The following is a 26,246-nucleotide window of genomic DNA, read 5'->3' as shown; positions in this document are numbered from 1 at the left end:
CAGGCTAAATTTTCAATGGGTCTCGCAGACAATTTTAGCCAGGAATTACACACCAGCATGACTCTCGTTGATACGCGTACGCCGGAACCCAAGCGTTTTGTTTCAGGTGCCACAGGCGATTGGGAGATCGTCGTCGGCATGGAAGTTCATGCGCAGGTCACCTCCAACTCGAAATTGTTTTCCGGTGCATCGACCACTTTTGGCGCCGAGCCCAACGAGAATGTTTCGCTGGTCGATGCCGCCATGCCGGGGATGCTGCCGGTGATCAACGAATGGTGCGTGCGTCAGGCAATCCGTACAGGGCTTGGCCTCAAGGCGCAGATCAATCTGAAGTCGGTTTTCGACCGCAAGAACTATTTCTATCCCGACCTGCCGCAGGGTTACCAGATATCCCAGTTCAAGCAGCCTATCGTCGGCGAAGGCAAGATGATCATCTCGGTCGGCCCAGATAAAAAGGGCGAGTTCGAGGACATCGAAATCGGCATCGAGCGTCTGCATCTGGAACAGGATGCCGGCAAATCACTGCACGACCAGAATCCGACGATGTCCTACGTGGATCTGAACCGATCCGGCGTGGCGCTGATGGAGATCGTCTCCAAGCCGGACATGCGCTCCTCCGATGAAGCGAAGGCGTACCTCACCAAGCTGCGGACAATCGTACGCTACCTCGGCACATGCGACGGCAATATGGATGAGGGCTCGATGCGTGCCGACGTCAACGTCTCGGTGCGCAAGCCCGGCGGTGAATTCGGCACACGCTGCGAGATCAAAAACGTAAACTCGATCCGCTTTGTTGGTCAGGCCATTGAATATGAGGCGCGCCGCCAAATTGCCGTCCTTGAAGACGGCGGGTCCATCGATCAGGAAACACGACTCTTCGATCCGGTAAAGGGCGAGACACGTTCGATGCGCTCCAAGGAAGAGGCGCATGACTATCGCTATTTTCCTGATCCAGATCTCCTGCCGCTCGAATTCGAGCAGTCCTATGTCGAAGAGCTGAAGGCTGACCTGCCGGAACTGCCGGACGACAAGAAGGCACGCCTCGTCTCGGAGCTGGGGCTTTCCGTCTATGACGCATCTATTTTGGTGACGGAAAAAGCCATTGCCGATTACTACGAAGCTGTTGCCAAGGGCCGCGATGGCAAGCTTTCTGCCAACTGGGTGATCAATGATCTGCTCGGGGCCTTGAACAAGGCCGGCAAAGGCATAGAGGAATCGCCTGTGTCGCCGGAACAACTCGGCGCCGTGATCGATTTGATCAAGGAAGGCACGATTTCCGGCAAGATCGCCAAGGATCTTTTCGAGATCGTCTGGAACGAAGGTGGCGATCCCCGCGAACTCGTGGAAAGCCGGGGCATGAAGCAGGTCACGGACACCGGCGCGATCGAAAAAGCCATCGATGATGTCATCGCCGCCAATCCCGACAAGGTTGAGCAGGCCAAAGCAAAGCCAAGCCTTGCCGGCTGGTTCGTCGGACAGGTGATGAAATCGACAGGCGGCAAGGCCAATCCTCAGGTTCTCAGCGACATGGTCAAGGCAAAACTCGGGATAACCGAATAGATGTGGGTTCGCAGCGCAACGAAGGAAGATCTGGATGCGGTGCGCGACATGCTCGCCCTGACCTGGCACGCGACCTATGACGATGTTTACGGCGTCGAAAAAGTGAAGGCGATCACTGATCGCTATCATTCGCTCGATGCGTTGAAGAAGCAATTGGCAAAACCCTATTCGGAATTCATCATCGCCGATGATGGCGCCGATATCATGGGAATGGCCTACGCGTCGCAGAAGGATCACAAGCTTTCGATCCTCAACCAGCTCTATGTGCATCCGGAACATCAGAAGAAGGGTGTGGGTTCGTTGCTGCTGGCGGAAATGGAGAGTGCCTTTCCCGGTGTCTACGCGCTGCAGCTCGAAGTTATCGAATCGAATCATAGGGCTCTGAGCTTTTATGAAAGCAGGGGATTCGAGCGTACCAACAACCGGATCGAAAACTGGGGTGAGCCGAATTCCGGTATCTCAGTAGTGGTGCTGGAGAAATCCCTGACTGGATTTGAGCTCGCACCGTGACAGCCGAAATTGATGTGACGTTCCGGCAGGCAATGATCGATGACCTGCGAGCGCTGATTGCGCTGTTTGCCGATGATCCGATCGGTGGTCACGGCGATACAACCGATTCGGAGGCGTTGCCACTTTACGAAAGTGCCTTTGCCACGATCGAAGCCAGTCCAAACGATCTGCTCTTCGTCGGCGTTCTCAAGGATGAGGTGGTTGCCACCGCACAAGTGACCTTCGTTACGTCGCTCACAGGTCGTGGCACCAAAAGAATGGCTATCGAAGCGGTGCAAACACGAGTCGACATGCGCGGCAAGGGAATTGGCGCGAAGTTGATCCAGCATTGCCTTGATGTTGCGCGTGAGCGTGACATTGCACTGGTGCAGCTGACATCAAACGCCAAGCGCCAGGATGCGCACCGTTTTTACGAGCGGCTTGGTTTCGAGAAGAGCCACGCGGGATTCAAAATGCGCTTGGCTCCAGCGTCAACTTGACCCTTGCTATCGGGCAATGATACGGCCATAAACCCATGAGTTGCTAATGGCAACATTCCAAGCAGGATTGCTATGAAGACCTTCATGACCCAGTTTTTCACGTGGTGGAATGGACCGACACTCGGTACCCGCTTCTTCACATGGCGCAAAGGCACGAAAGTTGGCGAAGATCAGTTCGGCAACGTCTATTACGAGGGCACCTTCGATTCGGAAGGGCGCAAGCGACGCTGGGTAATCTACAACGGCTATGCGGAAGCTTCGGCTATTCCTGCCGGCTGGCACGGCTGGATACACCACAGGGTTGACACTGCGCCGTCGCAGGAAAACTATAAGCCGTATCCTTGGGAAAAGAATCATCAGGCGAATCTCACCGGTTCCGCCGCTGCCTATCGACCGCAGGGTTCGATTGCGCATGGCGATAACCGGCCGACCGTGACCGGCGATTACGATGCCTGGACACCGGGCGCCTAGTCGGGTCTTCTTCTGCCACATTTGCTCTTTATCGACAGGCTGGAATCGAAATCCTCTTGTGCGCGCTTAACCGGAAATGACATGATCAGTCGGAAATTTCGCTCTCTTGCCGTCGGGCTGATCACTGCTGGTCTATGCAGTGCTGTCTCCGGTGCATCGGCCCAATCGACCGAGAAGATTTCAAATCCGATTGCCGTCTTTTCCGGCCTCGACAAGATCACCGGACGAATCACCACCTTCGACGTCTACATCAACGAGACGGTGCAATTCGGTGCGCTGCAATTGACGCCGCATGTCTGCTACACGCGTCCCGATACGGAGAAGCCGAAGACAGATACGTTCGTCGAAGTCGATGAGATCACGCTGGACCGCAAAATCCGCAAGATTTTTTCTGGCTGGATGTTTGCCGATAGCCCCGGCCTCAATGCGGTCGAGCACCCGGTGTACGATGTGTGGCTAAAGGCTTGCAAACAGAAGTCGGACGTTCCAGCCCCGGATGCCGCCCAGACGGGCGGAACCCAGAATTAATTAGTTCACCAAAGCTGATAGCCTACATTGGCTTCGAGCAGTTGATCATCCAGGGTGTGCCATAACGGTCGACGAACATGGCAAACCGTGTGGCCCAGGATGTTTCTCCGATCGGCATCATGATGCTGGTAGCGCCTTCAGAGAGTTCGGCAAACACACGGTCTGCTTCATCAGGTTTATCCGTGTTGATGCTCACGGTCATGCCCTGTGCCTTCTGAAAATAAGGCGGCGGTGCATCTGATCCCATCAGCATCGTATCCCCGACTTTCATGCTGACATGCATGATATTTTTGGCCAGTTCCGGCGCCGACGTGTTGCCTTCGGGCATCTCGTCATAGCGGACCATGAACTCGATCTTTCCGCCCAGCACTTTCTCGTAAAATTTGAAGGCTTCCTCACATTGACCGTCGAAGTTCAAATAAGCATTGAGTCTCACGATAGTTCTCCTTGTGGCTTGGGTTGTTCCGTCTCAAGGACGAACGGAATTGCAGCTCCCCGACATTCTTCTCAGGAATGTTTTGAACGTTGGTCGGGTTCCAACAATACAACTGGATACGCGACGGAGCACCGGATCGCAGAAAAGTGCCGTTTGCAGACCGTCATGGTGCGAATAACAACACACCCTAGAATTCGGCTGGCTGCGCCAAGGCATTTTCCAGCATCTTCTGGTATTGGCGCCGGGGGACCTCGACTGCGCCGAAGGTTTCCAGATGATTGGTGGTGAACTGGGTGTCGAGCAGCGTAAAATTTTTTCCGATCAGATGGCTGACCAGATGGACGAGGCAGACTTTCGACGCATCGCGTTCGCGTGAGAACATGCTTTCGCCGAAAAATGCCGATCCCAGTGCGATCCCGTAGAGGCCGCCAGCAAGGTTTCCGTCGCGCCAGGCTTCGACGGTGTGGCAATAGCCAAGGTCGAACAGCTTGCCATAGGCTTCGCGGATCGGGCGATTGATCCATGTGCGGGCGCGTTCGCCGCTGCCGCTGGCACAACCGGCAATAACGCCCGCGAAATCGGTATCGTAGCGAATGTCGAAACGGCCTTGGCGCACTGTCTTGCGCAGGCTGCGCGAAACGTGGAAATTCTCGAAGGGGAGGACGCCGCGCTTTTCCGGACGTACCCAGAAAATTTCCGGATTGTCCGCCTCTTCGGCCATGGGAAAAACCCCGGTTGCATAGGCGCGCAGCAACAATTCGGGGTCTATTCTGAATGCTTCTTGCGGGTTCTTACCCGTCATGCCTTATTCTTCTGCAGCGTCTGCTGCGTCACCAGCCAGATAATGTTCCAGCCAATGGATATCATAATCGCCATTGGCAATGTCAGGATTGTTGATCAGATCCTGAAACAGCGGCAGCGTCGTCTTGATACCGTCGACAACGAACTCGTCGAGCGCCCGGCGCAAGCGCATCATGCATTCGACGCGGTTACGGCCGTGAACGATGAGCTTACCGATGAGGCTGTCATAATAGGGCGGAATCTTGTAGCCCGTATAGACGCCTGAATCGACGCGAATGCCAAGGCCCCCCGGCGTATGCCAGTGGGTAATCGTACCCGGTGACGGCGTAAACGTCCGCGGATCTTCCGCATTGATGCGGCATTCGATGGCATGACCGGAGAAGCGAATATCCTCCTGCGTTACCGATAGTCCACCGCCGGAGGCAACGCGGATCTGCTCGTGCACAAGATCGATGCCGGTTATCGCCTCAGTTACAGGATGTTCGACCTGGAGGCGGGTATTCATTTCGATGAAATAAAACTCGCCATTCTCGTAAAGGAACTCGATGGTGCCGGCGCCGCGATAACCCATATCGGCCATGGCATTGGCGCAGATCATGCCGATGCGCTCACGCTCATCGGAATTGAGGGCAGGCGAGTTGGCTTCTTCCCAGACCTTCTGATGCCGGCGCTGCAGCGAGCAGTCGCGCTCACCGAGATGGACGGCCTTGCCAAAGCCATCGCCCATGACCTGAACTTCGATATGGCGCGGCTGCTGGAGGTATTTTTCGATGTAGACGGCATCGTCGCCAAAGGCTGCACCCGCCTCGGTGCGGGCGGTTGACAGGGCGACCGAGAGCTCCTCTTCGTTCATCGCGACCTTCATGCCGCGGCCACCGCCGCCTGCCGAAGCCTTGATGATGACCGGGTAACCGATTTCCGCACAGATGCGCGCCGCTTCCTTATCGTCGGTCACGCCGCCTTCGGAACCCGGAACGACCGGAATGCCGAGCCGTTTCGCGGTGCGCTTGGCCTCGATCTTGTCGCCCATGATGCGGATATGCGCGGCAGTCGGACCGATGAAGGTAATGTTGTGCGCTTCGAGGATCTCGGCGAACTTGGCGTTCTCCGACAGAAAACCGTAACCTGGATGGATCGCATCGGCGCCGGTGATTTCGCACGCAGCAACAATCTGATGGATATTCAGATAGCTATCGCGGGAAGGAGGTGGGCCGATGCAAACACTTTCGTCGGCAAGCCGCACGTGCATGGCGTCGGCGTCGGCTGTCGAGTGGACCGCAACGGTCTGGATGCCGAGCTCCTTGCAGGCGCGCAGGACGCGCAGGGCAATCTCGCCGCGATTGGCTATGAGTATTTTCTGAAACATCATGCTCTCGCTACTCGATCACAACCAGAAACTCACCATATTCGACGGGCTGGCTGTCTGTGACGAGGATGGCGGTAACCGTACCAGAACGTGGAGACGGTATCTGGTTCATCGTTTTCATGGCTTCGATGATCAGAAGCGTCTGGCCTTCCTTGACCTGTGTTCCGACCTCGATAAAGGCGCGGGCACCAGGCGCGGGGGAAAGATACACGGTTCCGACCATCGGCGAAGGGACGGCATTCTTCGAGGGATCAGCGACAGCAGACGCGACCGGAATGACCGTTGCCGCCGGAGCGGGAGCCGCGCCCATCGGGGCTTGGGCATAGACCGGGGCTGCGGCCTGCATCGTTATCTGCCGCGATACGCGAATGCGAAGGTCGCCCTGCTCGATCTCAATATCCGTGAGGTCGGTCTCGTTCAGGATTTCCGCGAGATCGCGGATCATGACCTTATCGATCCCGGTGGTTCTGTTAGCCATGCTTTTTCAAGCCCCTTATACCTGTTTGGCGGTCCGCTATTGCGACGCTGCCAGCTTGACGAGTGCGCGCAGGCCCATCACGTAGCCATCGACCCCGAAGCCACATATCACCCCTTTAGCCAAAGGGGAAACGTAGGAGTGATGGCGAAATGACTCGCGCGCGTGAATGTTGGAAAGATGAACCTCCACCAGCGTGACGGCGGCAGCGCGGATGGCATCATGCAATGCGATGGATGTATGCGTGTAGGCGGCAGGATTGATCAAAACCAATGCCTTTTGCTCGCCTGCCTCCTGAATCCAGCTGACCAGATCACCTTCGTGATTGGACTGGCGAAATACGATGTCGACGCCCAGATTTTCGCCTTCGGCACGGCACAGAACCTCGATATCGCTCAAGGTCGCGGCGCCGTATATTCCCGGCTCACGCTTACCAAGCATATTCAGGTTCGGGCCGTTGAGGATAAAGATCTGCTGTTTCATGATTACCGCGTGGTTAGAGCGAGACAAGGCTATATTGATGGCGTTCTGTTTTGCGGATGGCGAGACAATCCACGCGGAAGGTGGCGAGGCCGATGTGGTTCATCGGACGAAGCCGCCTGACAAAGTGGGTGTGCGCCAGCCGGAAACCCGAAGGGCCGGGTGAATTCGGGCCAAATCCTTCGGGCTTCGGCATCGTCCGATGCAAAAACATCGGCCTCGCCAAATCCCTTGACCTTGTCCACGAATTCCCTCCGGCAGAACACATCAATATAACCTTATCTCGCTCTCGCAATTGGTGGTCCCATATAGACGGCTTATCGGCAAGCGAAAAGCCCGCAAAGCACCCTTATTGCTTGTCCACAAAGGGTTTTGCCAAGCAAAAGTAAATATTCAGGCTATTTGTTGCGAATATGGCTGATCTTTTCAGCAAGGACATCCGCACCAAGTGCGCCGGGCACGACTTCATTGCCCACGACATAGGACGGCGTTCCGGTAATGCTCAGGCTGTTTGCCAGCTCGAAGTTTTCGTTGAAAGCCTTTGTGACTTCGGGAGAGAGCATTTTCTCCCGCATTTGGGCTTCGTTTGCGCCCAACTTGACCGCAATGGCCATCGCCGAGGCTTCGGTTGCGCGTCCTTCGCCACCGAGGAGATCACGGTGGAACTCGAGATATTTGTCCGGCATGAGCGCTTTGAACGCCTTGGCGACGATATGTGCGCGCGTTGAATCCGCGCCAAGGATCGGGAATTCTTTCATCACGAAACGAAGGTTCGGATCGCTTTTCAGGAGGGCATCCATGTCCGGCAAGGCTTTTTTGCAATAGCCGCAATTATAGTCGAAGAATTCAACGATTGTGACATCGCCTTTCGGATTGCCGAAAACCGCATCCATCGGCGATTGGAAGATCTTATCCCGGTTTTGGCTGATGACCTCTGTCGAAGCTTCCTTCTGCGCGGCTTCCTGCTTGGCATTGAGAGCGGTCTGGACCTCGATCATGACCTCGGGATTATTGATCAGATAATTCCGCACAATCCCTTCGATTTCAGCTCTGTCAGTCGTGGACGCGGTGGTTGACGACATCTCCGGCGCAGCACTGGCGACAACGACATCAGACCGGCCGGCCTGATAGCCAAGGGCGAGGGCGGCAACGCCAACAATGCCGGCGGCGGCACCGATCAGGGCGACTTTTGTCATGATGAACTGTCCTTTTTCAAATTCTGTCGGAACGCGTGTTGCCGCGTCTCACTTGCGCTTTGCATTGATGATATCTTGAGCCTGTATCCACTCGGGCGTGCCGTTTTTCAAGCCGCGCTGTGCACGAATGGCAAAGATTTGTGCGTCCTGGATCTTGCCTGAATAATATTTCTGTTCTGCACTGGCGAGATCGGACCTGACCATGTCGCCCGTCTGGGCATACGCTTGGGCTAAATAGCCATAACCTGACGGATATTCGCGATCGCTGGCAATTCCAGCCTTGATTTCCTTTATGGACGCCTTGACGTTATCTGGCGTACCCGACAGCATGAGAGCCCGCCCATAGCTCATGCGGATCAAACTGGATTTGCGCGGATCGAGCGCATTTGCCTTCTGAAAGGCTTTTGCCGCGTCGCTCGCCTTGTTCTGCTTCAACAGGATCTCGCCTCTGATCTCCTGGAAATAGGGGTTCTTTGGTTGTTCCTTGATCAACACGTCGATCTTTGAAAGCGCGGACTGCGAGGAGCCGTTAAGATAGGTTGCAATGGCATCGCCGTAGCGCGCACCGATATTGCGCGGATCCTTGCGGAAGGTCTGCAATACACTTGCACCACCGCCAGTATAGGCCGCAATCTTTCCTCGCATCATGTCATGACGTTGCTGCAACGCCGGACTATCGAGCCTGTCATAATAGGGACTGGCGTGAGCGAGAACTTCAAGGTTTGCGATACGTTCCCGGGGCATCGGATGGCTGATGCGGTAGGGGTCGACGCTGGTTCCCGTCAATGCGAGTGCATTGGAGAAGCGTTCGAACGTCGTGAGCATTCCCTTGGCTGATTGTCCCGTGCTTGCGAGATAGGTGATGGCTGAACGGTCCGCGGCCATTTCTTCGGAGCGTTGATAGTTGAGCAGGTTGCGCATGGCGGCTTCGGGACCACCCATGGCGACGCCCATACCGGCTTTCGATAGGCCGCTTGCTCCACCAGCGGCGCCACCGACGATGGCGCCGATGCCGAGCAGGCTTGTAACAACGGCCATAGTCTTGGCAGCGGCGAGTTGCTCGCGCAGCTTGAATTCGTGACCGCCAGCAAGGTGACCCGTTTCATGCGCGAGAACGCCGATGATTTCATTGGGCGTCTGGGCCTGGAGCAGGGCACCTGTATTGATAAAAATACGCCTGCCATCGACAAAGGCATTGAAGCTGTTGTTGTTGACCAGAACGATTCTGATCGCGTTTCTGGAAAGACCTGCGGTTTTGATGATCGGGGTGGCATAGTCGGTGACCAGCGCCTCGATTTCGGCATCGCGAACAATGGGTACGGATGATGATTGGGCAGTCGCAATGGCGGTTTGTGCCAAGCACAGCGCGCTTGCCGCCCCTGCAGCAATCGCACCACGTACAAAATTTGCCATTGGTCGAAATAAACCAGTCATTTGAAATGCTACCATACCTTATTCGTACCGAAATCGATGTTTGAAGGAAAGTGAGCTTATTAGAACTCCTTGAATTGTGAAAAGTCAGTTAGCTGCCAACCATAAGCTCAACAAAGAAAAACCGGCACGCGGGCCGGTTTTTCAAAATCACTTTCTAAAGTTCAACGCTTTTCAAAAGAAGCCTTTTTTCTGCCACCAGCCCTTTTTGGCAGGTTCGCTTTCGGACTTCTTCTCTTTGCCTGTTGATGTGACGACAGGCGTGCTGACTTCAACCACTTTGGGCGCTGGTGCCGGTGTAGATTCTACTGCGGGCTCAACCTTTGCCTCTACCGGTTCAACAACGGCCGTTGGCTCGGAGGTCTCAGTTACAACGGGCGCATCGGCCTTTTTCGCCGATTTACGCGGGGCGCGCTTCGGCTTTGCAGCGGCTTCGGGTTCCGCTTCGGCTAGAACTTCAGCAACGGCGATCTCGGCTGCTTCGATTGCCGCCTTGGAGCGTGATCTGCGTTTTGCCGGCTTCTTTGCAAGGATTTCTTCGATTGCCACAGGTTCTTGGGCAGCAAGCACCTCAGCCGTCACTGGTACCGAAGCGGCTTCTGCGATCGCTTCAATCGTCTTCGGCTTGGAGAAGTCGGGCAACGGGATCGACACGAACACAGGCTCGGCATCCGGTACCGTCTTGGCGGTTACGCGATTTTCCGCATCGTCGCCATCGTCGAAGCGCTTGTTCTTGCGCCCGCCGCGACGTCCCCGCCGGCGCTTCTTGCGCCGTTCGTTTTCTTCCTCGCGCGCTTTGGTTGCAGCCGCATCTTCGCCTTCGATCGCTGGCTGGTCGGCGTCATCGTCATCGCTGATGACCTGCTGGCCATGCTCGGCACCTGCCGATTCCTGACGATCGCGACCACCGCGCCGCCGCCGCTTGCGCTTGCGTTTGCGCGATGCATCGTCATTGTCGGCGCTCCGTGCGGTCTCGCTGGTCTGCACCTCGGCGCCGTCATCATCCGTATCTTCGATGACCGGATCGCTTTCGTCGAAATCATCGGCGATGCCTAGAGTTGGCGTCTCTGTCAGCGGAACGATCGGGCCAAGGGCTATCGAGCCCTTGTCGATGGCGAAGTGCTGGGCGCCAACGCTGTCATCGGCTTCAATGCTGATGGTCAGGCCGAAACGTGTTTCGAGATCGGCGAGGTTCTGACGCTTGTGGTTGAGGACATAGAGCGCGGTAGCGACAGTCGTGCGAACAATGATGTTGTTCTGCGAATGACGCAGCAGATATTCCTCGATCGAACGCATGACGTGCAGGGCTACGGAGGAGGCGGAGCGTACATGTCCAGTGCCACCGCAAACGGCGCAAACCTGGGTCGTTGATTCCAGAACGCTGGCGCGGATGCGCTGACGCGACATTTCAAGCAGGCCGAAATGGGAGATGCGGCCGACCTGGATGCGGGCGCGATCATCCTTCAGACAATCCTTCATCCGCTTTTCGACCGCCCGGTTGTTGCGGTTTTCTTCCATATCGATGAAGTCGATGACAATCAGGCCGGCAAGATCGCGCAGACGCAGCTGGCGCGCGATTTCATCCGCTGCTTCAAGATTTGTCTGCAACGCAGTGTCTTCAATGGAATGTTCGCGTGTCGAGCGTCCGGAGTTGACGTCTATCGCAACCAGCGCTTCGGTCTGGTTGATAATGATATAGCCGCCGGATTTCAACGTCACTTGCGGCTGCAGCATGCGATCGAGCTGTGCCTCGATGCCGTTGCGCGCGAAGATCGGCGTCAGTTCGCGGTAGGGCTGAACGACTTTCGCGTGGCTCGGCATGAGCATGCGCATGAAGTCCTTGGCCTCGCGATAGCCTTCTTCACCGGCAACGGCGATCTCGGTGATGTCCTTGTTGTAAAGATCGCGGATCGAACGCTTGATCAGGCTGCCTTCCTCATAAACGAGAGTCGGTGCAGATGATGCAAGTGTGAGGCTGCGGACATTCTCCCACAGCCGCATCAGATATTCGTAGTCGCGCTTGACTTCCGGCTTGGTGCGCATGGCACCAGCGGTGCGCAGGATCACGCCCATGCCTTTCGGCACTTCAAGATCCTTGACGATGTCCTTCAGGCGCTTGCGATCCTGGATGCTGGTGATCTTGCGCGAAATACCGCCACCACGTGCGGTGTTCGGCATCAAAACAGAATACCGGCCGGCGAGCGAAAGATAGGTTGTAAGGGCTGCACCCTTGTTGCCGCGTTCTTCCTTGACGACCTGAACGAGCAGGATCTGCCGGCGCTTGATGACGTCCTGAATATTGTACTGACGGCGCTGGAACCGCTGATGCGTCGGAACTTCTTCCATTGCATCTTCGGCGCCAACCGATTCGACTTCATCGAGTTCGTCGTGGACCTCGTCTTTGTCCTCGTTCGAGCGGTTGCGCGACCTTCTCGAATTACTTTCGCCGGCGTCATCAGATGCCGGCCTTTCATCATCGCTTGCTGTAGCTTCGTCCGCAGCGCCGGTATTGACGGCTTCCGAAATTACATCCGCTTCAATGGCGGCGGCCATCGTTTGGCTACCGCCTTCCGGTGTGGAGTCGTCGTCGCTTGATTCGTGCGAAGCGGCCTGTGCGGAGGTTTCGCCCTCGTCATCGGAAGTGGCGACGTCTTCGTCGGAAGCGTCGAGCTTGGGTGCGTCGTCTTCCTGCCGTGGACCGCGGCGCCCGCGACGGCGATTGCGTGTACCGCGATCGTTGCGATCACGGCTACGCTGTTCGCTGGCGTTCTCCTCGTGATCTTCATCCTGGCTTGCAGCTTCCGCCTCGGCATCGATCAGAGCCTGCCGGTCGGCGACCGGGATCTGGTAATAATCAGGATGAATTTCGCTGAAAGCGAGAAAGCCATGGCGATTACCGCCATACTCAACGAATGCAGCTTGAAGGGAGGGTTCTACACGCGTCACCCGCGCCAGATAGATATTGCCTTTGATTTGTTTCTTGTGTTCAGATTCAAAGTCAAATTCTTCAATTCGATTGCCGCGAACCACGACAACCCGTGTTTCCTCCTGGTGGGAGGCGTCTATTAGCATTTTGTCCGACATTATACTTCTTCTCCCCGGCCGAAACGCTGCCAACGCGAGACAGCCAGGAAACCTGCAAGGTTTCTGGCGCCGCATCTTCACATTTGCCGGATATATTAAAGTTCGCAGAAACAGACAGACACGGCGACACGCGGAGTTGCCCTCGGGCAGCCGCGGCTTGCAAGCCGGTTATATTCACGTCTGTAATAAACATTCCTGTTCCTGACGAAACGACCTCTACGAATGGCACGCTTCTCAGCTGTGCCGACACTGTTAATACCCCCGAAAGGGCTGGCTCGATGCGCCTTGGCTGCGCGATCTGCCGTTCACAAAAAGCGTTGCCGACAATCCCTGTCGGCTCGCGCTAAATTCTTTTTTGGTCACCCACAGCGAATTCGCCGATGCCGCTCCATGTCCCTGTCTTCATTGTCAGCCGGTCATTTACCGTGACATCAAAGAGCTCGATTCTGGACGGCAGAAAAGTAACCCACCTTTGCTTTTAGGAGGTGCGCCGCATTATGACAAGGGGTTCTTCATAATCGTGTCATCCGCGCATTACACACATGGCATTCCATAAGATAATATTAACCATGCTTCCCTACCTATTGTTTATACATAGTGTGTTCCTGGCAGGGTTCCAATGTGAGCCATGTCTGATACAACGATGGAGAGGGGAAGCCCGTCCATCGGCGGGCCAAGCGAGATGAGCGTGATCTGTCGGATATTCATGGCTGCCGTATTTGGCCTTCTTGTCTTTGTGCAGGCAGGCAAGCCTTCTCATGCAGCAGGTGAGCTGGCCGCATTGACTTATCAAGCCGCCGGAGACGAGCTGCGCACGCGTGTCGTCATCAACTTCGACCGCGAGCCTGATGTATCGACAATGCTGCTCGATCAGCCGCACCGGCTGGCAATCGACATTCCCAAAGCGGTTTTTGCCTTTGACAAGAAATCTGTGGAGCCGCGCGGGCTGATAACAGATGTACGCTACGGATTGATCGACGATCAGCGTTCGCGCCTCATCTTTACACTCAAGGGGCCCTTTGTGGTCGAGCAGCTCAACGTCATCAAGAATGACAATAGTCCTGGTTACCGGCTGGTGGCGGATTTCGTCGCTTCGTCGGACCGTGCATTTGCGGAAGCATTGAAGACACAAAATGCGACCACTGCTTCAACGAATGCCGCTCCAAAGGGCGACCGGCTCGCGGCCGCGGCGCCAGATGAGGCAAGCAAGGGGCCGAAACCGTTTACTATCGTCATCGATCCTGGTCACGGCGGTATCGACAGTGGCGCGGAAAGTGCAAGCGGCATTATGGAAAAGAACGTCACCTTGATGTTTGCCCAGCAATTACGCGACGAGCTTGCCAAGCTGCCAGGTCTGCGCGTGGAGATGACCCGCAGTGACGACACTTTCCTGCGGCTGACCGAACGGGTTCGTATCGCCCGCCAATACGAGGCAAACCTCTTCATTTCCATTCATGCTGATACGATCAACCGCGGCAATATACGTGGCGCTACTGTCTATACCGTTTCGGACAAGGCGTCGGACGCGGAATCGCGTGCCATGGCCGATCGTGAAAACCGTTCCGATGCGGTGGCGGGCATCGCCTACGATAACGAGACACCGGAGATCGCCGATATTCTCATGGACCTGACGCGGCGTGAAACCCACACGTTCTCCTTGAGCTTTGCCAAGACTGTGGTGAAGTCACTCAAAAAAGACGTCAACATGATCAACAACCCGCATCGTTTCGCAGGATTTCAGGTGCTGCGTGCGCCGGATGTGCCGTCTGTTCTGGTCGAGATTGGCTATCTTTCTAACGCTGAAGACGAAAAGCTCATGCTTGATCCAGTGTGGCGAAGCCATGTTGCGGAGAGGCTTGCCTCGGCTGTCGGCGAATTTGCCAACATGAAGACGGCCGGAGCGCTGAACTAGGGCGGGCTTTGTTTAAATGCTGCCGAACGACGACGACCTTGAGGATTTCGTAGCGCATGGTGCCGCGCCCTTGCCAGTCACTAGCGATCAAGGTTACGTGGATCACGATGGCGCGCGGATCTGGTTCGCCACATACGGCGCCGGTTCGCCCGTAATCCTGCTGCACGGTGGCCTCGGCCATAGCGGCAATTGGGGTTATCAAGTTCCAATGGTGGTCGGCTCGGGCCGTCGCGTTATACTCATTGACAGCCGGGGTCATGGGCGCAGCACGCGCGATTTGCGGCCGTTTACCTATGAGTTGATGGCGTCCGATGTTCTAGCCGTGATGGATGCACTGCACCTTGAAAAGGCGGCCGTCGTGGGCTGGAGCGACGGCGCGTGCATAGCCCTTGTCCTGGCCATGCAAGCTCCTGCACGAATTGCTGGTGTATTCTTCTTTGCTTGCAACATGGATCCCAGCGGCACAAAGGAAATCATACCCAGCCCGGTCATCGACCGATGTTTCAGCCGTCACGCCAAGGACTACGCCGAGCTGTCGGCCACGCCGGACCAATTCATGGCGTTTGTCGATGCGGTTGGCCTGATGATGAAAACCGAGCCCAACTATACTGCGAGCGATTTGGCTGACATCCATACACCTGTCGCGATCGTACAAAGCGAGCATGATGAGTTTATCAGGCTCGAACACGCCAAATATCTCGCCGGGAGTATTCCGGGGGCGGAGTTGTTCCTCTTGCCTGGCGTGAGCCATTTCGCACCGCTGCAAAGACCAGAGCAATTCAACAGCGTAATGCGGGCTTTCCTCGACAAGGTTCTAGCCTGAAGAACGAGAGTGCTCGCGTTATGGCTCAACCAGACCGCGGCAGCTAGTTGCCGTTTGCGTAATTTACGCAAAGTTTTTTACATACGGGAACATAAGTATTGCGCTGCAGCATGACGATTTGAAACGAATAGCTATTTTATGCACTGGTGAAGGAACCTTTTACCAATCCATTGGTTTCATTCAAATAGAAGTCAAAATCCGATACAAATAGTGATTTGTTAAATCGGTTTAGTTCTCGTACATAGTGTGCAGTGCAACGGAATATAAATCCGATTGCGGTAAGGATTGCTCGCGTAAAGAGCGGCTTTAATGGAGGGTGTTCGAAGAATGATAACAATAACCAAAGACACATCATCAGCAAATGAAACAAATGTATTGAAGATGGCACAAGTGGCCACTGTCAAGACGATCGTCAAGGCGACCAAGAAGTTAAGCGAGCCTTGCGACAAGCGCACGATTTCCCAGATTTTGCGGGAATCCAATGGTGGTTTCAGCTTCCGTCGCTGAAACCATAGTCCAATTCAGATCATAACATACTGTCAGAGCGGAATATTATCGTGCTTCTTCCAAGGATTTTCGAGATCCTTGTTGCGTAACATGCGAAGCGCCCTTGAAATCCGCTTGCGGGTTGAATGGGGCATGATGACCTCATCAACATAACCCCGCTCTGCAGCGACAAATGGCGAAAGAAAACGATCCTCGTAGCGCTTCGTATGCGCTGCGATCTTTTCTGCGTCGCCAATATCCTTGCGATAAATGATTTCGACCGCCCCCTTGGCACCCATCACGGCGATTTGGGCCGATGGCCATGCGTAGTTAATATCGCCGCGCAAATGCTTTGACGCCATGACGTCATAGGCGCCGCCATAGGCTTTGCGGGTGATAAGGGTGATCTTTGGCACGGTTGCCTCAGCATAGGCAAAGAGCAGCTTGGCGCCGTGCTTGATCAAGCCGCCATATTCCTGTGCTGTCCCCGGAAGAAAACCTGGAACGTCGACAAAGGTCACGATCGGGATATTGAAACAATCGCAGAAGCGGACGAAGCGCGCTGCCTTGCGGGAGGCGTCACTGTCGAGAACGCCCGCAAGAACCATAGGCTGGTTGCCGACGATGCCGACAGTGCTGCCTTCAATGCGGCCAAACCCGACAACGATGTTTCTAGCAAAATTCTCCTGGATTTCGAAGAAATCGGCTTCATCGACGGTTTTACGAATCAGCTCCTTGATATCGTAGGGCTTGTTGGCATTGTCCGGCACCAGCCGATCCAATGAGTAATCCATTTCGTCAATCGACTGATAGCACTCGACCGCGGGAATTTCGGCGGTATTGGACGCAGGCAGGAAGTCGATCAGGCGGCGCATCTGCAGTAGCGCTGCAACATCATTGTCGTAAGCGCCGTCGGCAATCGAGGACTTGGTCGTGTGGATCGATGCGCCTCCGAGCTGCTCCGCCGTTACCGTTTCATTGGTAACAGTCTTCACGACGTCGGGGCCGGTGACGAACATATAGGACGTGTCGCGCACCATGAAGATGAAGTCGGTCATGGCAGGCGAGTAGACGTCGCCGCCAGCGCAAGGCCCCATGATGACGGAGATTTGCGGGATGACGCCGGAGGCGAGCACGTTGCGCTGGAAAATCTCCGCATAGCCGCCGAGAGCTGCCACGCCTTCCTGAATACGGGCGCCGCCGGCGTCGTAGAGCCCTACGACAGGGGCACGATTGCGCAGCGCCATGTCCTGGATTTTTTGAACCTTCTCCGCATGTGCTTCGGAAAGCGATCCGCCGAAAACCGTAAAATCCTTGGCAAAGACGAAAACCGTGCGGCCATTGATAGTGCCCCATCCGGTGACGACGCCATCGCCTGCAAATTTCGTATCTTCCATGCCGAAATCGGTCGAGCGGTGTTCGACGAACATGTCGAACTCCTCGAATGAACCTTCGTCGAGAAAAATGTCGATGCGCTCGCGTGCTGTGAGCTTGCCGCGCTTATGCTGCGCCTCAATTCGCACCTTGCCGCCGCCTTCGCGCGCAATGTTCCTGCGGCGCTCAAGCTCGATCAGCACATCCTTCATGGCGTCCTCCTCGTTTTGTCGTTTGATAACAGGAGAGGGCGGCGCGGGGAAGGAATTTGTCTGGCGTACCCGAGCGCCGCAAGCGGTGCGCGGGTACGCGTTTAAGTTGTATTCGTGGGCTAAGGTTTTACCAGGTGCCAGTGTTCGGCATCGACAGCCAAGGCTCCTGTTGCGGTAGCGCGGGGCCTTTCTGGATAAGCTCGATCGAAATGCCGTCCGGCGAGCGGATGAAGGCCATGTTGCCATCACGTGGCGGCCGGTTGATCACGACGCCTTTGTCCGCCAGGTTTTGGCAAGTCTCGTAGATATTGTCGACGACATAGGCAAGGTGTCCGAAATTGCGCCCGCCGGTATATTCCTCCGGGTCCCAATTATAGGTCAATTCGAGCTCAGGAGCCCGTTCCGCGGCCGATCTTGCCTTGTCTTCCGACGCCGCGAGAAAGATCAGGGTAAAGCGTCCCTTCTCATTTTCGGTGCGGCGAACCTCTTCCAAGCCAAATTTATTGCAATAGAAGTCCAGGGACTCATCGATGTCCCGGACACGGACCATTGTGTGAAGATAGCGCATCTTTTGCCTTTGATTTCTTTCATGGGGTTGAAAGTCGGCGGCAACCGGCAATGTTGCACGGATTGAACGCCGTCCAGTTTTCGTAACACTTCCTGTTTAGCTCCACAAACTTGTGATGTAGCCGAGAGCAACATCGTTGAGGATAAACACGCGTTTCGCGTGTGGTTTTCAACAAAACATGCAGATGATACTTGCTCTTCGGCGTTGGACAGGTGTTATTCTTCAAGCAGAGAATCAGTACCTCGCTGGAGAGGAGGGGCTTCGCTTCATGTCTGACCGAACAGTATCAGCCCAGCCGTCCCCCGCCGACGAAGGCGTAAGCGACAGTTTGGACCTTATCGAAGTTTCGGGCGCGATAAAATGGTTTGACGTGGCCAAGGGATACGGGTTCATCGTTCCCGACAATTCTGATCTACCTGACATCCTTCTCCATGTTACCTGCCTGCGCCGGGACGGCTTCCAGACGGCTCTGGAAGGAGCCCGTGTCGTTTGCGAAGTCAAGCAGGGCGAGCGCGGCATGCAATGCTTCCGCGTCAAATCCATGGACAACGCGACCGCCGTTCATCCGACCGAAATGCCACCCGTCCGCACGCATGTGACGGTAACACCCTCGAGCGGGCTTGAGCGTGTCCTGGTCAAGTGGTTCAACCGCACGAAGGGCTTCGGCTTCCTTACCCGCGGCGAGGGGACCGAGGATATTTTCATTCACATGGAAACGCTTCGGCATTTCGGTTTGACCGAATTGCGTCCAGGTCAGGTTGTCTTGATCCGCTTCGGCCACGGCGAGAAGGGCCTGATGGCCTCGGAAATTCATCCCGACATTGGCACCCAGCTGCCGTCTTCGCACTAGGGTATGTTGATATTCACGCCATGACCGTCTGCAAACGGCACTTTTCTGTGCTTCCGGTGCTCACGTACTTCAAGTACGCTCCGCTCCGGTTCTCGAAAATCACCGTTTTCGCCTCGTCATGATCGCGAATCTCAACGCACCCTGGAGCAATCGATGTATCGCCTGAAATCAGTTTTCGCCGTCGTTGTTTTTCTGCTGGTTTCAGCGATTCCTGCTCTGGCGCTCGATCAGACGCCTATGCATCTTCCCATCGACCACACGGCGCTGATGATCAATAGCGCCAAGGGCGACATTCCGTTCCAGGTAGAAATTGCCGATAACGACGAGGAGCGCGAACGCGGTTTGATGTTCCGCACTGATCTGAAAGACAACAGCGCCATGCTGTTTGTTTTCGACGACACCCGTCTTGTAACCATGTGGATGGAGAACACGCCCTCCGCGCTAGACATGCTCTTTCTGGACGATAATGGCCGTATTTCCGCCATTCGCGAAAATGCGGTGCCATTCTCACGCTCGATCATTTCGTCGGGCGGCCCGGTGCGTTTCGTTGTCGAGGTCAAAGCCGGCACCGCGAAGCGTCTCGGCTTGACAATTGGCGACAAGGTGCGGCATCCCGCTATAGAGGCGATTGCGCACTAACGGATCCAACAATGCAGTTTTTCGACAATGACGGATTGAAGCTTGCTTATCTGGATGAGGGCGAGGGCGAGCCGGTCTTGCTCATCCATGGCTTTGCCTCGTCCTCCCTCTACAATTGGGTTCAACCCGGCTGGATGCAAACACTGACGTCTGCCGGGTACCGCGCCATCGCAATTGACAATCGCGGTCACGGCCAATCGGACAAGCCGCACGACAAGACTGTCTATACGCCGACGCTTATGGCGGGCGACGCAGCCGCGCTGCTCGATCATCTCGGTATTCCGGCGGCGCATGTCATGGGTTATTCCATGGGCGCGCGCATCAGTGCGTTCCTTGCGCTCGAACATCCCGCGCGCGTACATGATCTTGTTTTCGGCGGTCTTGGCATCGGCATGGTCGAAGGTGCCGGAGACTGGTCGCCTATCGCTGAAGCGCTTATGTCCGCCGATCCGGAGGCGATTACGCATCCGCGCGGAAAAATGTTCCGGATGTTTGCCGATAAGACCAAGAGCGACAAAATCGCGTTGGCTGCCTGCGTTATCACCTCCAAAGAAGAAATCAGCGCAGAAAACATGGCCCGGATTACTCAGCCAACGCTCGTCGCTGTCGGCACCAAAGACGATATTGGCGGAAACCCGCAGGATCTTGCGGCGCTAATGCCCTATGGTGAGGCGATCGATATTCCTGGCCGGGACCATATGCTCGCGGTTGGCGACAAGGTGTTCAAGCAGGCGGTTCTGGATTTTCTCAAACGCCACAAGATTTAATTGCATCGTGTAGCGATACGCGATACATTGTCTGATGATCATTGGATTCCGGCACAAAGGCCTCGAGATTTTTTATCGTTCAGGCTCTGTGCGAGGAATTCAGGTCGCACATGCGTCCAAGATTGCCCGCATCCTGGCGGCTGTTGACGCTGCCTCCAGACCCGATGAATTGAATCTGCCGTCGTTCAAACTGCATCCATTGAAAGGCGCGCTCAAAGGTCATTGGTCAATATGGGTGAACGGCAATTGGCGCGTGACGTTTCGATTTGTAGGTGCTGACGTCGAGATGGTCGACTATCTCGACTACCACTGAAGGGAGTTATAACGATGATGAAATCCCCACCGCATCCGGGCGAACTTTTGCGCGAAGACGTGCTTTCGCCGCTCGGACTTCAGGTAACAGAGGCAGCTGAGCGGCTGAGTATGTCGCGTGTTGCTCTGTCTCGGGTACTCAACGGCCGTGCAGCCATCAGTCCAGATCTCGCAATCCGATTGGAACGAGCGGGTGTCAGTACAGCACGATTTTGGATAACTCTGCAGGCAAATTACGATCTGGCACGTGCGATGGAACACGAGCAGCCGCCCGTTCGTTCCTTGCAGGACAAGGCCGCATAAGCTATGGCAATCTTGAAATAACAGGTCTGACATCAGCCAAATCAATCGCAGGTTCAAAATTTCTTGCGCGATCGATCTGGAAATCAACGTGTCAAGCAACTAATTTTGCCTTATGCTCGTTGTTTGAGAAATATTATTGGCCGAATGCCTGGAGTAGGAAATGTCCGCAAGCAGTCCGATAAAGATGACCGGATCGGTCAAGCAGATGGACCCGATCTGGCTCGCAATCCGCGCCGAAGCCGACGAGGCTATCCGTAACGAACCGCTTTTGGCGACGTTCCTCTATACGACAATTCTCAACCATCAATCGCTTGAAGAAGCGGTCATTCATCGGATTTCGCAGCGGCTCGACCACCCGGACGTGGAATCGGAATTGCTGCGCCAGACCTTTACGGCGATGGTTGAGGCAACCCCGTCCTGGTCGCAGATACTGCGCGTCGATATCCAGGCCGTTTATGATCGTGACCCGGCCTGTGACCGTTTCATGGAACCCGTGCTTTATTTCAAGGGTTTCCAGGCAATCCAGACCCATCGGCTTGCCCATTGGCTATGGAAGGAAGGGCGGAGAGATTTTGCGCTCTACCTGCAAAGCCGTTCCTCCTCGGTTTTCCAGACCGATATCCACCCGCAGGTTCCCATGGGACAGGGAGTGTTCTTCGACCACGCCACCGGCATTGTCGTCGGCATGACGGCGGTCATCGAAGACAATGTCTCGATCCTTCAGGGCGTCACGCTTGGCGGTACAGGCAAGGAAACCGGCGACCGGCATCCAAAGATCCGTCATGGCGTTCTCATCGGCGCCGGCGCCAATATTCTCGGTAACATTGAAATTGGCCACTGCTCGAAAGTAGCCTCAGGCTCAGTCGTGCTAAAACCTGTTCCGCATAATGTCACGGTAGCCGGCGTTCCCGCTCGTATTGTGGGTGAGACAGGCTGTGCCGAGCCTTCGCGCGCCATGGACCAGTTGGTTACAAATTTCGACTGAATCGCGGCGTTACAGGTCTCCGCGCTCCAAGGCAGTCGCAATCAACCCTTTACAGGGGCGACTCTCGCATGCCAAAAGCGCCTGAATTTCATATGACAGGAGACCTCCGTGAAACCCGAAGAACTGAAGAAACTCGACAGCTATTTCAAGCGGACATTCAGAAATACGGAACTCACTGTAAAGGCTCGTCCACGTAAGGATGATTCCGCCGAACTCTATCTCGGCGACGAGTTTCTTGGTTTGATCTACAAGGATGAGGACGAGGGTGAACTCTCCTACAATTTCTCGATGGCGATCCTCGAGATGGATCTCTGAGTCTTATGATCGAGTGACGCTGAGCTAGCGTCACTTCTGCCCTTTTAGATGGGCTTCGGCAAATGTTCGTATTTGCTGATCCAGCTTTTGCCAGTCTCCAAGTATTTCCCTTGGAAAGCGGTAGGTTAGCTGCAAATCCTCACCAAGGAATATATCCCGCTGGCACGATGCAAGGTTGCTTTCCGTGGTTTCCTCGTCAAGACAGCGGGCAACGAATGGCACCTGTCCTGCCTGTTCCGTCGAAACCATCAACTCTTCATTTACAAAGCCGCTGTCGGCTCGAAACTTCTGTATCGTCAGTCCAGCCGGACCCCTCGAGCCGGGGCCCTCGGTCAGCGTGCTATAGATCGGACCGTATCGCCCTGACATATCCTGCGAGGTAGCGCGCGGCTCAAAGGTCAGGAATAGCAGCCGCTTTTCCGGCCCCGCACCGTTGAAATCCGACAGGAACGCCGGCTGGTATCCGACCATATCCGGCCAATGCAGGTATAGATCGACGCGTTCGGCATCTCCGTTTCGTCGCTGCCTGTCGAAGCGGATTGTGTTTGCCGGAAGCTCAAGCACATTATTGCCAATGACGATCTCCCGAGGCGTTGCGTCTTCCGTATGGCCGCCAAGCGAGATCGCGTGACCGAGATAACGTCCGGCGATGGTCAAACACAATGATAGAAGCGCCAGCGTTGCGATGGAGTAAAAGACGCGTCGCCGGAGTACTCTGCCAAAAATCGGCTCTATTCTTTGTGCTCGATACTGCATGACTTTCGGACCAACCGTGTTGAGTGCACTCAACTTAACGCGACATGTGCTGATTTATGGTTAATCGAAAGTGAAGGTGGCCTCGCCAAGCCTCCCGCCCTTCGCTAAGCTCGCCATGCGAATCCAAGGAGAAGCCATGCCGATTTTCATACTTGACGGGCATTCACCGGAATTTGAGCATCGGGCGTCAAATTGGATAGCGCCGGACGCTACCATTGTCGGCAAGGTATTCCTGGGTGAAAACGCCAATATCTGGTTTGGCGTAGTACTGCGCGGCGACAACGAGTTGATTCGCATCGGTCGCGACACCAATGTTCAAGAACATACCGCCATGCACACGGATATGGGCTATCCGCTGACAGTTGGCGAGGGCTGCACGATTGGGCATCGCGCCATGCTCCATGGCTGCACGATCGGCGATAATTCGCTGGTCGGCATTGGTGCCATCGTCCTGAATGGCGCAAGAATTGGCAGGAATTCCTTTGTCGGCGCGGGCGCACTCGTCACCGAGCGGAAGGAGTTTCCGGACAATTCACTGATCGTCGGTTCACCGGCAAGGGTCATACGGACGTTAGACGAGACGGCGATCGAGGGTCTCAGGCTTTCGGCTGCTCATTATGTCGAGAATGGCAGGCGTTTCATGCGAGGCATGGAAATAGACTGACAGCAAAAAAGCCGGCCCCGATCTGGGCCGGCTTTGAGGTCGAAGTTCCTATTTGATACTGCCGACCAGGAGCTGGCGCTCGTCATTGATCGAGACCCATGCGCCGGTATTGTTCGCCGCCTGACGCTTCAAATAGTCGTAGCTGGTTTCGTTCCACGGCTTTATGCTTAGTTCAAGGTTGTCGAGAACGTAATCGCCGCGATCCGTGCGAACGGTGAGAACCGCATGGCCTTCGCCGTTCATCTGGCGAACGACAGTGATCAGGAGATCACTGATCGGCACGCCGCTCTGATTGAGCAGCTTCCGCTTCAGAAGGACGTAGTCTTCGCAATCGCCGACAGTCGTCGGATAGGACCAGACTTCCGCCTTGCCCCAGATGTCCATATCTGTCGCGGGCTGGATCTGTGCATTCACCTGACTGTTGATTTGAACCATGAGGTTCCAGATCTTCGGGGTTAAGTGTGCAGGGCTGTCATCGCTGCTCTTTATATTGCATTCGGTTCTATAGGACTGGCAAAATTCGTAATGTCCGATCGGCTGAGACGTACGCCCGCCTGTCTTCATGAATGCCATGTTCGAATCGGCTTGTGCGGTCATGCACATCAAAAAGAACGCCGCTCCAAGCAAGATTGTATTTTTTATCATTTCCCGTCGTCTCCCCGGTTGAGGCGACAATGGCAGAGAGAGTTTGACCGAGCGGAAATGTCGATGAGTAAATATGAATCAAGTTAGTAGCAAAAAATAAACTAATTAGACTATAACTAAGTATTAATATATATTACTGTTTTATTTAAATACGATATATATTGTATTCAATGAAGCTTAATACGATTAAGCATTCATTTATTCGAATATTAATTGCTTTACGATGGTTTAATGCCTGATCGCTGATGAGCGATACCTTGCCGAAATTCGGCAGCAATTTTGTCAAAAAAATATCCGGGATGTGAAAAAAATCACGACGGAATGCAGCCGATTTCGTCGGGTTGGGGGAATTTATCCAGGGAGCAGAGGGTTTTACCCTTCGAAGGCGATATCGATCGCTTCGCGGCTTTGCACTGTTGCGAATTCGATTGCGATGCCTTCTTCGAAGTGACGGACGACACGGCCACGCATGGAACCTAGGATAACCTGGCTGTTCAGGGCAGGGCGCATGCGCAATTCAACGGCCGCTCCCGATATGGAGAGGTCGAGGATACGGCAAGGATATTGCCTGCCATCGGCCATCGACAGCGTCGTGATAGGATTGCGCGGCGCAACACGTTGGTGACGCCGGTCTTCCGGCATGTCCAGCTCATGTTTATTGGCGAGCCACGTCAGTTGCGCGGCAATCTTGTTCTTCTTACGATCCGATGCGGTCAGGGAAACTTGAAACCCGCCATTGACCATGCGCTCGATAGTGCCTTCAACGCGGCCAATATGGTCAATGTAGGCAACAACCCGCTCGCCATTGTTCGCCATCACATCCGTGGTGATGATGACATCGCCGGGCGACATTTCATCGATCTGGCAGACGTGCTCGGTACGATCCTCCAGCATGAAGCGACCATATAGTTGCACTTTCACGCTATAGTACTTGCCCGCGGCGGCAAGATTGGGGCTCGAAACGTCACGGTATATTTGCATGAAGGCTGTCCAGATATGGGAATCGACAGTGTCTGATGTTGAAAGATTACGTCACAAGTCTTAACGCGAAGGTAACGATGACGGCCGTTGCTTAGAAATTGCTAACCTAGTCGATGGTTTTTCCGCCGTCGAATACGCGCAGATGCCCGACCTTGCGGCTGATGATCGTCCGCGCGGCGGGCAGGGTTGCGGATGCCGTATTCTCTGGACCTGTAAGAATGGAATCACCGGCCAAGCTGCGCGCCGGGTAACGCGGATCGATGATCGAAATCGATTGGAGGCGGTTTTCGACGATAGGATCGGATTCGAGCCAGAAAGGCCTTCCCAGTGAAATGATCATCCCTATGAGATGCCGTTCATTGGCCTCGCTGGCGAGTGGCAAAAGAATCAATTCGAACAGGGCTCGGCGGCCACGAGTACTCTTACCTTCGTACGTCAGCTGAACGACGGACTTGTTCGTCATGCTGTTCTTGATGAGGCGTACGATATTGCTTCGGTCCTTTATCTGCCAGAGTGAGCCAAACGACGCGCTCCTCAATTCCCGGCCATAGACCGAACATATGCGGGTTCCGGCGAGGCGGAAGCGCGGCTCGCCCGATCCGATTGCCTGGACGATAAAGGTATCGGCGAGATATTTCCTGATCGAAGCGGGTGCTATCTCCCGGCGCTCCGGCGCGGCGCGGGTGCCGCGCAGCCTGTTCCAATAGGCAAAAAGCTCGCTTGTTCCATCATGCCGCATAGGGTTCATCTGCTTTCGGCGCTCAACGCGATTCTTCTTGTCATCCGGACTCTGTCACTGACAAACTGCTGGCGCCACCAAAGATGGCGTAGTCTCCA

30 protein-coding genes are annotated in these 26,246 nt (G+C 55.1%); 15 read left to right on the top strand and 15 right to left on the bottom strand.

Annotation, left to right across the window (positions count from 1 at the left end; translation table 11 throughout):
- Window positions 1-57 precede the first annotated feature (57 nt).
- The 5 genes from gatB (at window position 58) to LB462_RS08290 (ending at window position 3,548) form a co-directional block, all read left to right on the top strand.
- On the top strand, window positions 58-1,560 hold the full coding sequence (gene gatB, locus LB462_RS08310) for an Asp-tRNA(Asn)/Glu-tRNA(Gln) amidotransferase subunit GatB (RefSeq protein WP_224506829.1): 1,503 nt from the start codon (window positions 58-60) through the stop codon (window positions 1,558-1,560).
- The gene (locus tag LB462_RS08305) at window positions 1,561-2,070 is read left to right on the top strand and encodes a GNAT family N-acetyltransferase (RefSeq protein ID WP_224506826.1); all 510 of its coding nucleotides are present in this window, start codon (window positions 1,561-1,563) and stop codon (window positions 2,068-2,070) included.
- Window positions 2,067-2,549, top strand: a complete 483-nt coding sequence (locus LB462_RS08300; RefSeq protein WP_370637091.1) for a GNAT family N-acetyltransferase — start codon at window positions 2,067-2,069, stop codon at window positions 2,547-2,549. Before LB462_RS08305 ends, LB462_RS08300 begins: the two co-directional genes overlap by 4 nt.
- A gap of 72 nt (window positions 2,550-2,621) precedes the next feature.
- On the top strand, window positions 2,622-3,020 hold the full coding sequence (locus tag LB462_RS08295; protein ID WP_112531299.1) for an NADH:ubiquinone oxidoreductase subunit NDUFA12: 399 nt from the start codon (window positions 2,622-2,624) through the stop codon (window positions 3,018-3,020).
- An 81-nt stretch (window positions 3,021-3,101) separates the two neighbouring features.
- Window positions 3,102-3,548, top strand: a complete 447-nt coding sequence (locus tag LB462_RS08290) for a DUF2155 domain-containing protein (RefSeq protein ID WP_224506825.1) — start codon at window positions 3,102-3,104, stop codon at window positions 3,546-3,548.
- Window positions 3,549-3,570: 22 nt separating this feature from the next.
- Here the strand turns inward: LB462_RS08290 and LB462_RS08285 are convergent, their stop codons facing one another.
- The 9 genes from LB462_RS08285 to LB462_RS08245 form a co-directional block, all read right to left on the bottom strand.
- Window positions 3,571-3,984: a VOC family protein gene (locus tag LB462_RS08285; RefSeq protein WP_112531301.1), complete on the bottom strand. Its 414-nt coding sequence runs from the start codon at window positions 3,982-3,984 to the stop codon at window positions 3,571-3,573.
- Between the two features lie 187 nt (window positions 3,985-4,171).
- On the bottom strand, window positions 4,172-4,741 hold the full coding sequence (aat, locus tag LB462_RS08280) for a leucyl/phenylalanyl-tRNA--protein transferase (RefSeq protein ID WP_224507116.1): 570 nt from the start codon (window positions 4,739-4,741) through the stop codon (window positions 4,172-4,174).
- A gap of 48 nt (window positions 4,742-4,789) precedes the next feature.
- Window positions 4,790-6,151: an acetyl-CoA carboxylase biotin carboxylase subunit gene (gene accC, locus LB462_RS08275; protein WP_224507114.1), complete on the bottom strand. Its 1,362-nt coding sequence runs from the start codon at window positions 6,149-6,151 to the stop codon at window positions 4,790-4,792.
- A 10-nt stretch (window positions 6,152-6,161) separates the two neighbouring features.
- Complete coding sequence (accB, locus tag LB462_RS08270; RefSeq protein WP_224506823.1) at window positions 6,162-6,629, bottom strand: acetyl-CoA carboxylase biotin carboxyl carrier protein; 468 nt, start codon at window positions 6,627-6,629, stop codon at window positions 6,162-6,164.
- A gap of 36 nt (window positions 6,630-6,665) precedes the next feature.
- On the bottom strand, window positions 6,666-7,109 hold the full coding sequence (gene aroQ, locus LB462_RS08265) for a type II 3-dehydroquinate dehydratase (RefSeq protein ID WP_224506821.1): 444 nt from the start codon (window positions 7,107-7,109) through the stop codon (window positions 6,666-6,668).
- A 13-nt stretch (window positions 7,110-7,122) separates the two neighbouring features.
- Window positions 7,123-7,320 (bottom strand): hypothetical protein, encoded by a 198-nt coding sequence (locus LB462_RS08260; protein ID WP_224506819.1) that lies wholly within the window; start codon window positions 7,318-7,320, stop codon window positions 7,123-7,125.
- Window positions 7,321-7,504: 184 nt separating this feature from the next.
- Entirely contained in the window at window positions 7,505-8,302 is a 798-nt protein-coding gene (locus tag LB462_RS08255; protein WP_224506817.1) for a DsbA family protein, read from the bottom strand.
- Between the two features lie 48 nt (window positions 8,303-8,350).
- On the bottom strand, window positions 8,351-9,715 hold the full coding sequence (locus LB462_RS08250) for a M48 family metalloprotease (RefSeq protein WP_370637090.1): 1,365 nt from the start codon (window positions 9,713-9,715) through the stop codon (window positions 8,351-8,353).
- A gap of 192 nt (window positions 9,716-9,907) precedes the next feature.
- On the bottom strand, window positions 9,908-12,817 hold the full coding sequence (locus tag LB462_RS08245) for an Rne/Rng family ribonuclease (protein WP_224506813.1): 2,910 nt from the start codon (window positions 12,815-12,817) through the stop codon (window positions 9,908-9,910).
- Between the two features lie 706 nt (window positions 12,818-13,523).
- Here LB462_RS08245 and LB462_RS08240 point away from each other — a divergent pair.
- Both LB462_RS08240 and LB462_RS08235 read left to right on the top strand, forming a co-directional pair.
- Window positions 13,524-14,729 carry an N-acetylmuramoyl-L-alanine amidase gene (locus LB462_RS08240; protein ID WP_370637098.1) on the top strand — a complete coding sequence of 402 codons (1,206 nt, stop codon included), beginning with the start codon at window positions 13,524-13,526 and terminating at the stop codon, window positions 14,727-14,729.
- Window positions 14,730-14,745: 16 nt separating this feature from the next.
- Complete coding sequence (locus LB462_RS08235; RefSeq protein WP_224506810.1) at window positions 14,746-15,552, top strand: alpha/beta fold hydrolase; 807 nt, start codon at window positions 14,746-14,748, stop codon at window positions 15,550-15,552.
- Between the two features lie 539 nt (window positions 15,553-16,091).
- On the opposite strand, the gene LB462_RS08230 is transcribed toward LB462_RS08235, so the two are convergent.
- Both LB462_RS08230 and LB462_RS08225 read right to left on the bottom strand, forming a co-directional pair.
- Window positions 16,092-17,624 carry an acyl-CoA carboxylase subunit beta gene (locus tag LB462_RS08230; RefSeq protein WP_224506808.1) on the bottom strand — a complete coding sequence of 511 codons (1,533 nt, stop codon included), beginning with the start codon at window positions 17,622-17,624 and terminating at the stop codon, window positions 16,092-16,094.
- A 127-nt stretch (window positions 17,625-17,751) separates the two neighbouring features.
- Window positions 17,752-18,192: a VOC family protein gene (locus LB462_RS08225; RefSeq protein WP_112531313.1), complete on the bottom strand. Its 441-nt coding sequence runs from the start codon at window positions 18,190-18,192 to the stop codon at window positions 17,752-17,754.
- A 268-nt stretch (window positions 18,193-18,460) separates the two neighbouring features.
- Between LB462_RS08225 and LB462_RS08220 the strand changes: the two genes are divergently transcribed.
- The 7 genes from LB462_RS08220 to LB462_RS08190 all read left to right on the top strand — a co-directional run bounded on the left by LB462_RS08220 (window position 18,461) and on the right by LB462_RS08190 (window position 22,363).
- Window positions 18,461-19,042: a cold-shock protein gene (locus LB462_RS08220; protein WP_224506806.1), complete on the top strand. Its 582-nt coding sequence runs from the start codon at window positions 18,461-18,463 to the stop codon at window positions 19,040-19,042.
- A gap of 153 nt (window positions 19,043-19,195) precedes the next feature.
- Complete coding sequence (locus LB462_RS08215) at window positions 19,196-19,681, top strand: DUF192 domain-containing protein (protein WP_224506804.1); 486 nt, start codon at window positions 19,196-19,198, stop codon at window positions 19,679-19,681.
- 11 nt (window positions 19,682-19,692) lie between these two features.
- Window positions 19,693-20,448: an alpha/beta fold hydrolase gene (locus LB462_RS08210; RefSeq protein ID WP_224506802.1), complete on the top strand. Its 756-nt coding sequence runs from the start codon at window positions 19,693-19,695 to the stop codon at window positions 20,446-20,448.
- A 34-nt stretch (window positions 20,449-20,482) separates the two neighbouring features.
- Entirely contained in the window at window positions 20,483-20,761 is a 279-nt protein-coding gene (locus LB462_RS08205) for a type II toxin-antitoxin system RelE/ParE family toxin (RefSeq protein ID WP_224506800.1), read from the top strand.
- A 14-nt stretch (window positions 20,762-20,775) separates the two neighbouring features.
- Window positions 20,776-21,063, top strand: a complete 288-nt coding sequence (locus LB462_RS08200) for a HigA family addiction module antitoxin (RefSeq protein ID WP_224506799.1) — start codon at window positions 20,776-20,778, stop codon at window positions 21,061-21,063.
- Between the two features lie 160 nt (window positions 21,064-21,223).
- A complete protein-coding gene (gene cysE, locus LB462_RS08195) occupies window positions 21,224-22,048 on the top strand; it encodes a serine O-acetyltransferase (protein ID WP_224506797.1) in 825 nt (274 codons plus the stop codon).
- Window positions 22,049-22,156: 108 nt separating this feature from the next.
- Entirely contained in the window at window positions 22,157-22,363 is a 207-nt protein-coding gene (locus tag LB462_RS08190; protein ID WP_099999261.1) for a DUF3126 family protein, read from the top strand.
- Window positions 22,364-22,393: 30 nt separating this feature from the next.
- On the opposite strand, the gene LB462_RS08185 is transcribed toward LB462_RS08190, so the two are convergent.
- The gene (locus tag LB462_RS08185) at window positions 22,394-23,119 is read right to left on the bottom strand and encodes a hypothetical protein (RefSeq protein ID WP_224506795.1); all 726 of its coding nucleotides are present in this window, start codon (window positions 23,117-23,119) and stop codon (window positions 22,394-22,396) included.
- Between the two features lie 136 nt (window positions 23,120-23,255).
- Between LB462_RS08185 and LB462_RS08180 the strand changes: the two genes are divergently transcribed.
- On the top strand, window positions 23,256-23,783 hold the full coding sequence (locus tag LB462_RS08180; RefSeq protein ID WP_224506793.1) for a gamma carbonic anhydrase family protein: 528 nt from the start codon (window positions 23,256-23,258) through the stop codon (window positions 23,781-23,783).
- A 48-nt stretch (window positions 23,784-23,831) separates the two neighbouring features.
- Here LB462_RS08180 and LB462_RS08175 read toward each other — a convergent pair whose 3' ends face one another.
- The 3 genes from LB462_RS08175 to LB462_RS08165 form a co-directional block, all read right to left on the bottom strand.
- The gene (locus LB462_RS08175) at window positions 23,832-24,428 is read right to left on the bottom strand and encodes a transglutaminase-like cysteine peptidase (RefSeq protein WP_224506792.1); all 597 of its coding nucleotides are present in this window, start codon (window positions 24,426-24,428) and stop codon (window positions 23,832-23,834) included.
- A 372-nt stretch (window positions 24,429-24,800) separates the two neighbouring features.
- Window positions 24,801-25,409 carry a PilZ domain-containing protein gene (locus tag LB462_RS08170; RefSeq protein WP_224506789.1) on the bottom strand — a complete coding sequence of 203 codons (609 nt, stop codon included), beginning with the start codon at window positions 25,407-25,409 and terminating at the stop codon, window positions 24,801-24,803.
- Between the two features lie 106 nt (window positions 25,410-25,515).
- On the bottom strand, window positions 25,516-26,148 hold the full coding sequence (locus LB462_RS08165; protein WP_224506787.1) for a PAS domain-containing protein: 633 nt from the start codon (window positions 26,146-26,148) through the stop codon (window positions 25,516-25,518).
- Window positions 26,149-26,246 lie beyond the last annotated feature (98 nt).

The organism is Phyllobacterium chamaecytisi, from assembly GCF_020164455.1.
GTDB lineage: Bacteria > Pseudomonadota > Alphaproteobacteria > Rhizobiales > Rhizobiaceae > Phyllobacterium > Phyllobacterium chamaecytisi.
The sequence above is the reverse complement of the archived record's forward strand: the minus strand, read 5'-3'. Positions and strand labels throughout refer to the sequence as shown.

Bases quoted from the DNA above. Each gene is read 5' to 3' on its own strand.
- gatB (WP_224506829.1), top strand. From the start codon at position 58: ATGACTCTCGTTGATACGCGTACGCCGGAACCCAAGCGTTTTGTTTCA.
- LB462_RS08305 (WP_224506826.1), top strand. From the start codon at position 1,561: ATGTGGGTTCGCAGCGCAACGAAGGAAGATCTGGATGCGGTGCGCGAC.
- LB462_RS08295 (WP_112531299.1), top strand. From the start codon at position 2,622: ATGAAGACCTTCATGACCCAGTTTTTCACGTGGTGGAATGGACCGACA.
- LB462_RS08290 (WP_224506825.1), top strand. From the start codon at position 3,102: ATGATCAGTCGGAAATTTCGCTCTCTTGCCGTCGGGCTGATCACTGCT.
- accC (WP_224507114.1), bottom strand. From the start codon at position 6,151: ATGTTTCAGAAAATACTCATAGCCAATCGCGGCGAGATTGCCCTGCGC.
- accB (WP_224506823.1), bottom strand. From the start codon at position 6,629: ATGGCTAACAGAACCACCGGGATCGATAAGGTCATGATCCGCGATCTC.
- aroQ (WP_224506821.1), bottom strand. From the start codon at position 7,109: ATGAAACAGCAGATCTTTATCCTCAACGGCCCGAACCTGAATATGCTT.
- LB462_RS08260 (WP_224506819.1), bottom strand. From the start codon at position 7,320: ATGTTTTTGCATCGGACGATGCCGAAGCCCGAAGGATTTGGCCCGAAT.
- LB462_RS08255 (WP_224506817.1), bottom strand. From the start codon at position 8,302: ATGACAAAAGTCGCCCTGATCGGTGCCGCCGCCGGCATTGTTGGCGTT.
- LB462_RS08250 (WP_370637090.1), bottom strand. From the start codon at position 9,715: ATGGCAAATTTTGTACGTGGTGCGATTGCTGCAGGGGCGGCAAGCGCG.
- LB462_RS08245 (WP_224506813.1), bottom strand. From the start codon at position 12,817: ATGTCGGACAAAATGCTAATAGACGCCTCCCACCAGGAGGAAACACGG.
- LB462_RS08240 (WP_370637098.1), top strand. From the start codon at position 13,524: ATGGCTGCCGTATTTGGCCTTCTTGTCTTTGTGCAGGCAGGCAAGCCT.
- LB462_RS08235 (WP_224506810.1), top strand. From the start codon at position 14,746: ATGCTGCCGAACGACGACGACCTTGAGGATTTCGTAGCGCATGGTGCC.
- LB462_RS08230 (WP_224506808.1), bottom strand. From the start codon at position 17,624: ATGAAGGATGTGCTGATCGAGCTTGAGCGCCGCAGGAACATTGCGCGC.
- LB462_RS08225 (WP_112531313.1), bottom strand. From the start codon at position 18,192: ATGCGCTATCTTCACACAATGGTCCGTGTCCGGGACATCGATGAGTCC.
- LB462_RS08220 (WP_224506806.1), top strand. From the start codon at position 18,461: ATGTCTGACCGAACAGTATCAGCCCAGCCGTCCCCCGCCGACGAAGGC.
- LB462_RS08215 (WP_224506804.1), top strand. From the start codon at position 19,196: ATGTATCGCCTGAAATCAGTTTTCGCCGTCGTTGTTTTTCTGCTGGTT.
- LB462_RS08210 (WP_224506802.1), top strand. From the start codon at position 19,693: ATGCAGTTTTTCGACAATGACGGATTGAAGCTTGCTTATCTGGATGAG.
- LB462_RS08205 (WP_224506800.1), top strand. From the start codon at position 20,483: ATGATCATTGGATTCCGGCACAAAGGCCTCGAGATTTTTTATCGTTCA.
- LB462_RS08200 (WP_224506799.1), top strand. From the start codon at position 20,776: ATGATGAAATCCCCACCGCATCCGGGCGAACTTTTGCGCGAAGACGTG.
- cysE (WP_224506797.1), top strand. From the start codon at position 21,224: ATGTCCGCAAGCAGTCCGATAAAGATGACCGGATCGGTCAAGCAGATG.
- LB462_RS08185 (WP_224506795.1), bottom strand. From the start codon at position 23,119: ATGCAGTATCGAGCACAAAGAATAGAGCCGATTTTTGGCAGAGTACTC.
- LB462_RS08180 (WP_224506793.1), top strand. From the start codon at position 23,256: ATGCCGATTTTCATACTTGACGGGCATTCACCGGAATTTGAGCATCGG.
- LB462_RS08175 (WP_224506792.1), bottom strand. From the start codon at position 24,428: ATGATAAAAAATACAATCTTGCTTGGAGCGGCGTTCTTTTTGATGTGC.
- LB462_RS08170 (WP_224506789.1), bottom strand. From the start codon at position 25,409: ATGCAAATATACCGTGACGTTTCGAGCCCCAATCTTGCCGCCGCGGGC.
- LB462_RS08165 (WP_224506787.1), bottom strand. From the start codon at position 26,148: ATGCGGCATGATGGAACAAGCGAGCTTTTTGCCTATTGGAACAGGCTG.